This is a genomic window from Mesorhizobium sp. M0800, assembly GCF_040320095.1.
GTDB lineage: Bacteria > Pseudomonadota > Alphaproteobacteria > Rhizobiales > Rhizobiaceae > Mesorhizobium.
Map to the genome: position 1 here is coordinate 142,468 of NZ_JAMYOZ010000002.1, position 12,089 is coordinate 154,556.

Consider the following 12,089-nt stretch of genomic DNA (forward strand, 5'->3'; position numbering starts at 1 on the left):
CCGCGCCTTAAACAATAGCGCCCGCACCATCGATCGGCTATGGTCCCGCCGATTTTATGGCGGATCAAAATGATGTCGGGTGAAAGAACCACTGCTGCGGGCGGCATGGAAACCTCCTATGGTTTCAAGCGGGTAGGGCCAGGCGACAAGCAGTCTCTGGTCAATGATGTTTTCCACAAGGTGGCGAACCGCTACGACCTGATGAACGACCTGATGTCGGCCGGGTTGCATCGGTTGTGGAAGGACGCCATGGTCGCCTGGCTCAATCCACCGAAGCGGCCGGGCTGGAGCGTTCTCGACGTTGCCGGCGGCACCGGCGATGTCGCCTTCCGCATCGTCGAGGCGAGCGGCAGGCACGCTCATGCAACGGTTCTCGATATCAACGGCTCGATGCTCGCCGTCGGCCGCGACCGGGCCGAGAAAAAAGGCCTGTCGGCAAATACTGATTTCGTCGAAGCCAATGCCGAGGAACTGCCTTTTGCCGACGCTACTTTCGACGCCTACACCATCGCTTTCGGCATCCGCAACGTGCCGCGCATCGATGTGGCGCTTGCCGAAGCCTATCGCGTGCTGAAGCCTGGCGGGCGCTTTCTCTGCCTTGAATTCTCCGAGGTCGAGATGCCGCTGCTCGACAAGGTCTATGAAGCATGGTCGTTCAACGCCATTCCGCGGATCGGCAAGGTGGTGACCGGCGATGACGAGCCCTATTCCTATCTGGTCGAATCGATCCGCAAGTTTCCCAATCAGCAGAATTTCGCGGCGATGATTTCGCGCGCGGGCTTCGAGCGCGCCTCGTTCCGCAACTACTCCGGCGGCATTGCCGCGCTTCATTCGGGCTGGAAGCTTTGAGGCTGGCCCGCATTTTCCGACGTGCCTTGCGCCAGTTCAGGAAACCGGCAGGGCAAAGCCAGCCATGAGCAGCATCGGCGCTGCTTTCAGGCTCGTGCGGGCCGGCTGGGTGCTCGTGCGCGAGGGCGTCATCGCGGCGTTGCCCGGTGACGAGCTCTTCGGCTTGCCGAAATTCGGCTGGCGCATGGCCCGGCTATTCACCCGCCGTCGCGCGCTTGCCTACGAGCGCGGCGACAGGCTGGCCAAGGCGGTCGTGCGGCTCGGCCCGTCCTACGTCAAGCTCGGCCAGTTCCTGGCGACACGGCCGGACGTCGTCGGAAACGATATCGCGCTCGATCTCGCCATGCTGCAGGACAAGATGCAGACGTTTCCCAAGGCCGAGGCCATAGCGGCGATAGAAGCATCGCTCGGACGCAAGATCGACGAGCTCTATGTCAGTTTTGGCGAGGCCGTCGCCGCCGCCTCGATCGCCCAGGTTCATACCGCCGAAGCCCTGCAGGACGGCGTCATTACCCGGGTAGCAGTAAAGGTCATCCGGCCGGGCGTGCGCCGCCGCTTCTTTCGCGATCTGGAGAGCTATTTCCTCGCCGCCCGGCTACAGGAAAAATACATCCCGTCGTCGCGCCGGCTGCGGCCGGTCGAGGTGACGGAGACGCTGGCCCAGACCACCAAAATCGAAATGGATTTGAGGCTGGAGGCGGCGGCTTTTTCGGAGCTCGGCGAGAATACCAAGGACGATCCCGGCTTCCGTGTGCCGTCGGTCGACTGGGAGCGCACCGGTCGTGACGTGCTGACCATGGAATGGGTCGACGGCATCAAGATGAACGATATTGCCGGCTTAGCCGCCGCCGGCCACGACCTGAAGGCGATTGCCGCCAACCTCGTTCAGTCGTTTCTGCGCCATACGCTGCGTGACGGTTTCTTCCACGCCGACATGCACCCGGGCAACCTGTTTATCGAGGCCGACGGCACCATCGTCGCCGTAGACCTCGGCATTGCCGGCCGGCTCGGCAGGAAGGAGCGCCGGTTCCTCGCAGAAATCCTCTACGGCTTCATCACGCGCGATTATCAGCGCGTCGCCGAAGTGCATTTCGAGGCCGGCTACGTGCCGCGCCAGCACAATGTCGCGGCCTTCGCCCAGGCGATCCGGGCGATCGGCGAACCGATTCACGGCCAGCCGGCCGAGACCATCTCGATGGCCAAGCTGCTGACGCTGCTGTTCGAGGTGACCGACCTATTCGACATGGCGACGCGATCCGAACTGGTGCTGCTGCAGAAGACCATGGTCGTTGTCGAGGGCGTCGCCCGCACCCTCGATCCGGCCTTCAACATGTGGAAGACGTCGGAGCCGGTGGTCAGCGGCTGGATTGCCCGCAATCTCGGCCCGCGCGCGCTGCTGGCCGATGCGCGCGACGGTGCCAACGCGCTGCTGGCGCTGGCCCGCCAGGCGCCAGACCTCGCCGCCCGCACCGAGCGGCTGTCGCGTGAGATCGACCTGATGGCCGAAAACGGCCTGCGCTTCGACGAAAGGACTGCGCGCGCCATCGGCAAGGCCGAGGCACGCTACACCCGCTCCGGCCGGCTGGCGCTGTGGGTGATCGCGCTGACGCTGGTGTATATCGCCTGGCGTATATTCTAGCGCTTGTTGCAAAGTGATTGCATTGCTATCATTGCACTCAGCAACTCCGGGCAAGGTGCAATCAGATGGCCAGCATCACGATCCGCAACCTTGATGACGAGGTCAAGGACCTGCTGCGCCGACTGGCGGCGGAGAATGGCCGGTCGATGGAAGACCAGGCGCGGGTGATGATCCGCGCAGCGGTCGAAGGTCAGTTCGGTTCGGCCGGTCGCATCGACCAGATCGAGAAAACACTGCGCGAACTGACGAGTTCGCAGAGTCCAGCAACGCCGGTGGTCGGCGTCTCCAGCCCGCGAGGCATCCTCTCCGGCAAGCGCATCCTGCTGATCATCGGCGGCGGCATCGCCGCCTACAAGGCGCTCGACCTGATCCGCCGGCTGCGCGAGCGTGGTGCTTCGGTGCGCGTGGTGATGACCGCGGCGGCGCAGGAATTCGTCACCACGCTGTCGGCCGGAGCGCTGTCGGCCGACAGCGTCTTCACCGAATTGTTCGATCGGCAGGACGAGCACGACATCGGCCATATCAGGCTGTCGCGCGAGGCCGACCTTTTGGTCGTGGCGCCGGCCACCGCCGACCTGATGGCAAAGCTCGCCAATGGCCATGCCAACGACCTTGCCTCGACCGTGCTCATCGCCACCGACAAGCGAGTTTTGATGGCGCCGGCGATGAACCCGAAAATGTGGGCGCATCCGGCGGTCCGCCGCAACTGTGCGACGCTGAGCAAGGACGGCGTCGCATTCGTCGGCCCGGCGAAGGGCGAGATGGCCGAAAGCAACGAGGTGGGCGAGGGCCGCATGGCCGAGCCGCTGGAGATCGTCGCCGCGATCGAGGCGCTGCTCGACAGCCGGCCAAAGCCGCTGGCGGGCAGGAAAATCATCGTCACCTCTGGGCCGACGCATGAAGCGATCGATCCTGTGCGCTACATCGCCAACCGCTCGTCGGGCAAGCAGGGGCACGCCATCGCGGCAGCGCTGGCCAGGCTCGGCGCCGACGTGCGTCTCGTCTCCGGCCCGGTCGGCATTGCCGATCCGGCCGGCGTCGCCACGCTGCACGTCGAAACGGCCGTCGAGATGAAGGACGCCGTCGAGCAGCTGCTGCCGGCCGACGCGGCAGTGTTCGTCGCGGCTGTCGCCGACTGGCGCACACAAAGTTCGGCCGGGGAAAAGATCAAGAAGATGGCGGGCGAGGGGCCACCGGCGCTGCAGATGGTGGAAAATCCCGATATTCTTGCCGGTGTCGGGCACCACAAAAAGCGGCCGATGCTGGTGGTCGGTTTCGCCGCGGAGACGCAGGACCTGGTCAGGAACGCCCAGGCCAAGCTTGCAAAAAAGGGTGCCGATCTTATCGTCGCCAATGATGTCTCCCATGAAGATGGTTCCCCAGGCGTGATGGGCGGCGACCGCAACAAGGTGCGGATCGTCTCGAAGGCCGGCGTCGAGGAATGGCCGGAGATGAGCAAGGACGAGGTGGCGACGCGGCTCGCGACACTAATCGCCGAGCGGCTGACGACGGTCGTGGTTTAGCGATCTCCCCGCTCGTGGGGCCACGAGGGGGGAGATTGGCAGCGGCTACGCGGCGCTCGCCCCCGAAATCCGCAAGGCGGCAAGGCATCCCAGGATTCCGAGCGGGATAAACGCCAGGAACAGCCAGGCGGCGACGTTCGCCGCGGCCTCGCGGTTCAGGCCTTCGGAAAAGCCGCTGGCGTTGGCGACGATGCCGGTCAGTGCCGCACCCACGGCATAGCCGATGCGCTGCATGGTCGGCACGGCGGCCGAGGCGATCGTCTGCTCGCCTTCCTTGGCCGATGCCACGATGACACGCGTGACAAACGGCCAGGCTATGCCGAAGCCGCCGCCTTGCAACAAAGCACAAAACAGGATCAGCGGGATCGAGCCGGCCGGCACCGTATAGGCGAAACCGGCGACGCCCGTGGCGATCATCAGCGCCCCGCCGACGATGATCAGCCGCTCGCGCTCCGGTGGCGCATTGGCGACGAGGATCGACAGGATCGACCAGGCGATCGATTCGGCGGCGATGATGTAGCCGGTGGTCAGGATCGGAATGCCGTGCAGGCTGGTCAGAAGCAGTGGTCCGTAGACCGCGAACGAGCAGGTCGCCACCGAAAACGCCGCGACCATGGTCATGCCCGCGCCGACCGGCGAGCGCCATGAGAACAGCCGCGACGGGAACAGGCGCGAGCGCGGCTTCAGTGCGTCGATATAGATAAACAGCGCCAGGCCGATCAGGCCGAGGGTGAGTAGCAGCGACGAGCGCAGCAGGGCGATGTCGACGCCGGCAGTGGCAATCAGCACGACGCTGCCGGCGAGGCAGCCAAGTGCCGCAAAGGGGAAGGGCGGCGCCGAGCCGCCCTTCGCCTGCCTCGTTGCTTCAGGCGTATCGAGCACGAGGAAGCTTGCCAGCGCCATGGCCGTGCCGCCGAGGGTGAAGACGCCGAAGGCCCAGCGCCAGGACGAGAATTCGGTCATGACCGCGCCGAGCACCGGCCCGCTGAAGGCGGCGACACCCCAGATCGCCGACATGACGCCGAAAAGCTGCGGCCAGATCGCGCGGGCAAACAGCCGCTCGACCGAGACGAAGGCCAGCGACACCAGCGCGCCGCCACCGAGCCCTTCGATCAGGCGGCCGCAGAGGAACAGCGGCATCGAAGGCGCGGTGGCGCAGACCAGCGCGCCGACGGCATAGAGCATTGCGGCGACCATCATGTTGGTACGCAGCGCGACATAGCTCGCCAGCCGTCCGGCGGCCGCACCGGCAACGATGGCGCCGAGCTCGTAGATCGCCAGCGACCAGCCGACCAGTTGCACGCCGGCGAGTTCGCCGACCATGGCCGGCATGACCGTTGCTACCATGGTTTCGTTGGTGGCGTGCAGCAGAATGCCGAGGCCGATAAAGCAGAAGCGCGCCAGGTCGCCGCTCGCCCACAGCGCGCGCCAGTCGACCCTGTTTGTGCTTGTCTTGGTCATCCGGTCCCCCAGGCTTTCTTAGACGCTGGTCTAAAATATTGGAGCGCTCTTCGTCTCCAAATGGGCACGCGGCGCTTCGGGGATGGCTTGTAAAACCTCAACCGCAGTTGAGTTCAAGCGGTTTTTCCGGTGTGCTGAGATGATGATGTAGGCGGGAAGCCAGGGTGATCGTGCATCTCGGCTCCACGATCAACCCGCTCTGCGGCGCAACTGATACTGGTTGACGCCGATTGCGATGTTCACGCCGTTCTACCAATCGATTTAGCAGCACCTCAACCGACGTATATCCCAGATACTGGTTGCCAGCTTCCGCAAATATGGTTAATATATTAGCAAGAAGAAATATTCCCGCTTACAGTCGTACTGGAGCACGACAATGGGCGCTGCCGATTTGCGCAGGCCAAGTATTGCGGCGATTCTGTGCGCCGCAGAGGGCCCTTCATCCGAAAGAGTCTTGTCACCCGAAAGAGTCTTGGGAGGCCCGGCGGCTTAAAGCCGTTGCTGGCGGCCTCATAACTTCCGCATCCCCCACAGCATAATCGATCGAGCCGAATCGAGGGCTTTGTTGCGCCCTCATGCTGCCGACCAGTGCCAGAGATGGCCTGCGCAGCACACTCTAGCTCTGGCAAAATCGGAGGAGAACATGATTATTGGATGTAGATGTAGTGGTTTAAAGGTGGCCGCGGCTGCGGCTTTCATGGGTGGGGCACTGTTGCTTGGAACAGGCGGAGCGCTAGCGCAGACCTGTCCCGGCGTATCGCAGACACAGTGCGAAGACTTCTGCGCCGCCGGGGGATCCACGGTGGCGTCTTGCACGAAGACCGGCGCCACTCCCGACTGCGTATGCACGGAGACAAAGAAGGATGTGAATGGCAATGCATTCGGCACGGCAACGCAGGATACGGCTGAAGGCCAAGGCAACATTGGCAACAAGACCGAGACGGCCTGCGAGGGTAATCCCGGCCACTGCAAGTAGTAATATCCGAAATTTCGAATAAACATCTATGTATTTGGCTGTTGACGGGTTTATTCTATAGGTTTGTAGAATTCCTCTGCGGCACTGCCAAGTGCAGATTAAAGAGCTGGAAGGGATTACCTTTCCCTTCCGGCTCAGAGGTGGTCAGAACATGATGCGCAGCGTTTTGTTCGTTACGGTAATCCTCGGCGCGGCGGTAACGCCCGGGAGTTCCATGGGACCGACACCATCGGCGACTTCCGGCCAGGTTTTGTCGGCCTTCAATCAGCTCTCAGCTCTCCTCGAGCCGTCCTCGATCCGGCCCGATACCCCCGCCTATCGCACGCAAGCCGTGGAGCGCGGCGATATCGTCACAACGGTGCAGGCGGCTGGCACGCTGAACGCGCTAGTTATGGTGGAAGTCGGTTCTCAGCTCTCGGGTCGGGTGAAGGAACTCTATGTCGACTTCAACTCCAAGGTCACCAAAGGCCAGGTCATAGCCCGGGTTGAGCCGGAGATTTACGAAGCGAGAGTAGCGCAAGCCCTTGCCGAACGGGAGATGGCGCAAACGCAGGTTTCGGTACATCGGGCGCAGATCGAGCGGGCCAGGGCAGAGATGGAGACCGCCGAGGCCAGATATGATTCTGCCGCCGCACAGACTACACGCGCCGAAATCGCGCTCGATGGTGCGGCGCAGGAAGTGAATCGCAAACGTTCCCTGGCTAAGCAGAAGATCATCGCGGTGGGTGAATGGGAGCGGGAGAATACCGCGCATAATTCTGCCAAGGCGCAGGCGACTGCCGCCCAGGCCGAGGAACTGTCGCAATCGGCAGTCGTTCGAGCCGCCAAGGCGACCCTCAACATGGCAGAAGCGGAGCTCGCCAACACGCTTGCCCAGGTGAAGCAGAAGGAAGCGGTGCTTCAGCAGGCCCAAATTGATCTTGACCGCACCTATGTACGCGCGCCGGTCACCGGCACGGTGGTCAATCGCGCCGTCAGTGGCGGTCAGACCCTGGCGGCTAGCCTGCAGACCCCGATACTGTTCACCATAGCTCAAGACCTGACTGAGATGCAGGTGGAAGCTTCCGTGGTGGAAGCCGACATTAGCCGTTTTGCGCTCGGGCAGCCGGTTACTTTCACTGCCGATGCCTATCCCGACCGAATTTTCACCGGCACGGTAAAACAGATACGCAAGGCACCGCAGGTCGTTCAAAACGTCGTCACATACATAGTGGTGGTCGGTACGCAAAATTCCGATGAGCTGCTGTTGCCCGGCATGACCGCCAATCTGAGCGTGGTAATGGCTAAGCGACATGGGGTCTTGAAAGTGCCCAATGCGGCCCTGCGTTTTCGGCCGCCGAGTGATACCGGGGACGAGGCGCGATCGACCGCGCCGGCCATTGCCAAAACGGGCGTAGAGGCGGGAAGCCCGGGCGAGGTATTTGTATTTGGGCCAGACCGCGAGCCGAAGCTTGTTTTGCTCCGGCTTGGAATCACCGACGGTCGTGCAACAGAGGTGCTGGCAGGCGACCTGACTGAGGGGCAGCAGGTCATTACGGGGCTTGCCACTGCTCCGCGTCGGGACGATGACGCGTCTTCCGTCCTGGTCAAGTTCCGGTTGTGGTGAGGTCAGGTATCCATGGCTCTGATTGACGTCGACCGGCTGCGCCATTGCTACCGTGTTGGCGGAGAGCCGGTGTGGGCGCTCGAAGGGGTGACCATGACGATTCAACGAGGCGAATTCGTCGCGGTGATCGGATCTTCAGGATCGGGCAAGTCTACCTTCATGAACATACTGGGCTGCCTCGACAGTCCGAGTGAAGGCCGCTATCGGCTGAACGGGGTAAACGTCGGTGGACTCCATCACGATGAACTCGCTGCGATCCGCAATAGGAACATCGGTTTCGTGTTTCAGTCGTTCAATCTGCTGCCGCGGGCCAGCGCACTAGAAAATGTGGAACTGCCGCTTGTCTATCGCCGCATGTGGGCTGGTGAGCGGCGGCGCGCAGCGCTGGCGATGCTGGCCAAGGTAGGGCTCGCCGATCGGGCCAGACATACTCCTGCCGAACTCTCGGGCGGACAACAGCAGCGCGTTGCCATTGCCCGCGCCCTGGTGACGGAGCCTTTACTTTTACTGGCCGATGAACCCACTGGTGCGCTCGACAGCCAGACAGGGCTGGAGATCATGGCAATTTTCCGCCGACTCAATGGAGAGGGCCTGACCATTGTGCTGGTCACCCATGAGGCTGAGATAGCTGCCCATACGGATCGCATTGTAGCCTTTCGAGACGGCCGCGTTCTGTCAGACACCCCTGTCATACAGCAGGTCCGACCTTTGGATGACACTCGCCGTCTAGCGCTGGCGTACAACAATGTCCGGTAGCACAAGAACCGCCCTGCGATCATTACGCTCCCATCATATGCGCAGCGCGCTCACCATGTTGGGCATCATCATCGGTGTGGCCGCTGTCGTGGTGATGATCGCGATCGGGGTTGGTGCGCGCGAACGGATCACTGCGCAGATCCGCAGCCTCGGCGCCAACCTCATCAGCGTCAGTCCGGGCAGTGCGAAGATGGGCAGCGTGCGGCTTGGGGCCGGTGGCGCGCCGCGGCTGAGTGAAGAGGACGCGGCGGCGATCGGAATGGAAATCCCCGGCGTCGTGGTGGCGGCGCCACTCCTCTACGCCCGCGAGCAGTTCACGATCGGCTCCGCCAATTGGCAAGGCGTGCTTCGCGGCGTGACGCCGGAATATTTCTCAGCGCGCGAGTGGAGGGTTATTGCCGGGCAGGAGATGACCCCGGAGGACAACAACCGCGTCGCCAACGTGGTGCTCCTCGGAACGACGATGCGGGAGAAGTTGTTCGGAAAAGCCGATCCGCTGGGCGCCGCGATCCGCATCCGCGACGTGCCGTTCACGGTGATCGGACTGCTGGAGCGGAAGGGCCAGAGCGTGTGGGGCGATGATCAGGACGATGTGGCACTTGTGCCGCTGAGGACGGCGCGACGTCAGTTCATTGGCACGAGCCGTGCCAATCCGACCTTCGTACACAACATCACCGTCAAGTTCGCCGATTGGACCTCGGCCGAGGACACGATGGCAGCGATCCGCCAACTCCTGTGGCAGCGTCACCGGTTGCGGACGGGTCAGGAAGACAGCTTCATGGTGAGCAACCTCGCCGAAGCTGCGAATGCCGAAGGTTCGACCACACGCGTGGTGTCGCTGCTGCTTTCGGCGGTGGCCTCAATTTCGCTGGTCGTGGGCGGGATCGGCATCATGAACATCATGCTGGCGACGGTGACGGAGCGGGTCCGCGAGATCGGACTGCGGCTTGCGGTGGGCGCGCGACGGCGAGATATCCTTGCCCAGTTTCTCGTTGAGGCAGCAACGCTTGCCCTGCTCGGGGGTATTCTAGGTGCTGGTATTGGGATTGTTGCTGCAATCGCCCTTGGGTCTATCGCTCAATGGCCGGTGATCATCGATCTCAGCGCCGTCCTGCTGGCTATCGGCTTTGCCGCGGCTGTAGGCGTCTTTTTCGGCTACTATCCCGCCCGCAAGGCCGCAAGCCTACAGCCGATCGAAGCGCTGCGCGCAGAATGAGTTTGGCGCCACCGCGCGATCATCGGTCAATTTCGAAGCCGCACGGCGCCCAATCAAAAGGCTGCCACGCGCCGGCGACTACGCGGCGCGGAACCGTCCTATCCCGGCGCATGATGAAAGGCCACGGCCGTATTTGCCAGAGGCCGCTATTTGAACGAATGGATCAGGTCCAGCGAAGTGACGGCGACCGCCAGGTTGACGCCGGTCTGTGCCTGGACACTGAGCGGCTGCAGCGAAAAGGCGCTGTCGAGGCCGCCGACCAGGAGATTGGCGCCGCCACCGGTGACCACGCTGGCCTCGGCGTTCACGCCATAGTAGCTGCCGGCAAGGTCACCTTCATCGTGGTTGCGGGTCGCCGCCAGAACCGCCCATACCAGCTGGCCCTGATGCGTCCGGCCGACATCGACGCCGAGCTTGGAAATCACCCCTGTATAGACTTCAGAGGGGCCGCCACGATGCGGACGAAAGACACAGGAGACACCCTTGTTGGAGGTGACGAGATAGGCCGTGCCGCCGTCGATGGTGCAGTCGAGCACGCCGAGCTGGAGCCTGCTGGCGCTGGCGGGAGCGGCAACGACGGTCGTGGCGAGAGCAGCGGCACAAGCGAGTTTCTTGATCATGGCAGGGTCCTTTCGAAATTGCCTTGTACAAACGGCTGAGCACGCCGAGCGTTCCGCCGAAAACTTGGCGCCGGCAAGGCGGAGCTAAACGCAGGGTTGTCGGAGTGCGGAAACGGAGGCCCGATTAACCGGCCGCTCAGCCGGCACTGGTGCGGGCCAGGCCGTCCTTGGCCGGCTGGTAGGTCGGATTGAGGTGCACGGCTTCGCGGTAGGATTTCGCGGCCCTGACCTTGTCGCCGCGCCGCTCGTAGATCAACGCCTGGTTGGACCAGGCCTCGGCATTCTTGCCGTCGAGCTTGATGGCCATGTTGAAGTCGGCGAAGGCATTGTCCTCGTCGTTCATGGCAAGGTAGGAGAGGCCGCGCCCGTTGTAAGGCTCGGAGGCATCCGGCGCCAGCGAAATGGCGGTCGAGAAATCCTCGATGGCAAAGGCGTGCTGGCCCTGACTTTGGTAGATCAGGCCGCGATTGTGATAGGCGCGCGCATCGGTCGTGTCGAGCTGGATGGCCTTCTGGAAATCGTTGAAGGCTTCCTGGACCCGGCCCGCTCTGCGGTTGAGATTGCCGCGGCCGATATAGGCGGCGTCATAGTTGGAATTGATCTGGATCGAGCGGTTGTAGTCGGCGAGCGCGCTCGCCTGATCGCCGAGGAAGCGCTGGATGAGCGCACGGTTCGAATAGGCCTGGTAAAAATTCGGATTGAGCTGGATGGCGGTGTTGAAGTCCTTCAGCGCCGCCTGGTACTGGCCGCCGCGGCCATAGGCCGACCCGCGCACATTGTAGGCTTCCGGATCCTGGGGGTTGCGCTGGATCACCGCCGACAGCGAGGAGATGTTCTCGCTCGAGGCTTGCGCCTTGTCGATGTTGTTGAACTCGCCGGTCGGAACGCTCTGGCAGCTGGCAAGCGCCATCCCGGAAAGCAGGGCTGCCGTCAGGGCGAGGCCGCGCCACGCGGTTCTGCGCTCTACGGTGATTGCGTCCATGTCTGCCCTGTCCTTACTGCGCCGTCTGGTCCGTTCCCCCTCCGAACCGGCATCTCTCCCAACCGGTCCTCTCGGACCGGGTCGAACTCACAACAAAAAGGTGGCGGCGATTCCGCATCGCGCCACCTTGGATATCCTTGGAAAAGGACGAAAAATTGACGTCAGAACCGCGGCGGACGCGGAGCACCGGCACCGGCAGCACCGGCCGCGACCGGACGCGGCGTCATCGGCAGCAGGCCTTCGCGCTGGGCGCGCTTGCGGGCCAGCTTGCGGGCACGGCGCACGGCTTCCGCCTTTTCACGGGCGCGCTTCTCGGAGGGCTTCTCGTAATGTCCGCGCATCTTCATTTCGCGGAAGATGCCTTCGCGCTGCATCTTTTTCTTGAGCGCGCGAAGCGCCTGATCAACATTGTTGTCGCGGACGAGTACCTGCACGTGCAATCCTGTCTTTCGGGTTTGAAA

General features: G+C 63.0%; 10 protein-coding genes. 6 read left to right on the top strand and 4 right to left on the bottom strand.

Annotation, left to right across the window (positions count from 1 at the left end):
• Nucleotides 1-72 precede the first annotated feature (72 nt).
• The 3 genes from ubiE to coaBC all read left to right on the top strand — a co-directional run bounded on the left by ubiE (nucleotide 73) and on the right by coaBC (nucleotide 4,011).
• Nucleotides 73-849 carry a bifunctional demethylmenaquinone methyltransferase/2-methoxy-6-polyprenyl-1,4-benzoquinol methylase UbiE gene (gene ubiE, locus NKI18_RS03160; RefSeq protein ID WP_352616387.1) on the top strand — a complete coding sequence of 259 codons (777 nt, stop codon included), beginning with the start codon at nucleotides 73-75 and terminating at the stop codon, nucleotides 847-849.
• A 64-nt stretch (nucleotides 850-913) separates the two neighbouring features.
• On the top strand, nucleotides 914-2,488 hold the full coding sequence (gene ubiB, locus NKI18_RS03165) for a 2-polyprenylphenol 6-hydroxylase (protein WP_352616384.1): 1,575 nt from the start codon (nucleotides 914-916) through the stop codon (nucleotides 2,486-2,488).
• A 65-nt stretch (nucleotides 2,489-2,553) separates the two neighbouring features.
• Nucleotides 2,554-4,011: a bifunctional phosphopantothenoylcysteine decarboxylase/phosphopantothenate--cysteine ligase CoaBC gene (coaBC, locus tag NKI18_RS03170; protein WP_352616381.1), complete on the top strand. Its 1,458-nt coding sequence runs from the start codon at nucleotides 2,554-2,556 to the stop codon at nucleotides 4,009-4,011.
• Nucleotides 4,012-4,056: 45 nt separating this feature from the next.
• Here the strand turns inward: coaBC and NKI18_RS03175 are convergent, their stop codons facing one another.
• Nucleotides 4,057-5,472 (bottom strand): MFS transporter, encoded by a 1,416-nt coding sequence (locus tag NKI18_RS03175; RefSeq protein WP_352616378.1) that lies wholly within the window; start codon nucleotides 5,470-5,472, stop codon nucleotides 4,057-4,059.
• Nucleotides 5,473-6,539: 1,067 nt separating this feature from the next.
• Between NKI18_RS03175 and NKI18_RS03180 the strand changes: the two genes are divergently transcribed.
• Genes NKI18_RS03180 through NKI18_RS03190 form a run of 3 tightly spaced genes read left to right on the top strand, consistent with a single transcriptional unit; the run spans nucleotide 6,540 to nucleotide 10,026 of the window.
• Nucleotides 6,540-8,054 (top strand): efflux RND transporter periplasmic adaptor subunit, encoded by a 1,515-nt coding sequence (locus NKI18_RS03180; protein ID WP_352588249.1) that lies wholly within the window; start codon nucleotides 6,540-6,542, stop codon nucleotides 8,052-8,054.
• 12 nt (nucleotides 8,055-8,066) lie between these two features.
• Entirely contained in the window at nucleotides 8,067-8,810 is a 744-nt protein-coding gene (locus NKI18_RS03185; protein WP_352588246.1) for an ABC transporter ATP-binding protein, read from the top strand.
• A gap of 37 nt (nucleotides 8,811-8,847) precedes the next feature.
• Nucleotides 8,848-10,026, top strand: a complete 1,179-nt coding sequence (locus NKI18_RS03190; RefSeq protein ID WP_352640830.1) for an ABC transporter permease — start codon at nucleotides 8,848-8,850, stop codon at nucleotides 10,024-10,026.
• Between the two features lie 146 nt (nucleotides 10,027-10,172).
• Here the strand turns inward: NKI18_RS03190 and NKI18_RS03195 are convergent, their stop codons facing one another.
• The 3 genes from NKI18_RS03195 to rpsU all read right to left on the bottom strand — a co-directional run bounded on the left by NKI18_RS03195 (nucleotide 10,173) and on the right by rpsU (nucleotide 12,062).
• The gene (locus NKI18_RS03195) at nucleotides 10,173-10,646 is read right to left on the bottom strand and encodes a DUF992 domain-containing protein (protein ID WP_352588240.1); all 474 of its coding nucleotides are present in this window, start codon (nucleotides 10,644-10,646) and stop codon (nucleotides 10,173-10,175) included.
• A gap of 136 nt (nucleotides 10,647-10,782) precedes the next feature.
• Complete coding sequence (locus NKI18_RS03200) at nucleotides 10,783-11,628, bottom strand: tetratricopeptide repeat protein (RefSeq protein ID WP_352616371.1); 846 nt, start codon at nucleotides 11,626-11,628, stop codon at nucleotides 10,783-10,785.
• Between the two features lie 161 nt (nucleotides 11,629-11,789).
• Nucleotides 11,790-12,062, bottom strand: coding sequence for a 30S ribosomal protein S21 (gene rpsU, locus NKI18_RS03205; RefSeq protein ID WP_023675331.1), 273 nt, complete (start codon nucleotides 12,060-12,062; stop codon nucleotides 11,790-11,792).
• Nucleotides 12,063-12,089 lie beyond the last annotated feature (27 nt).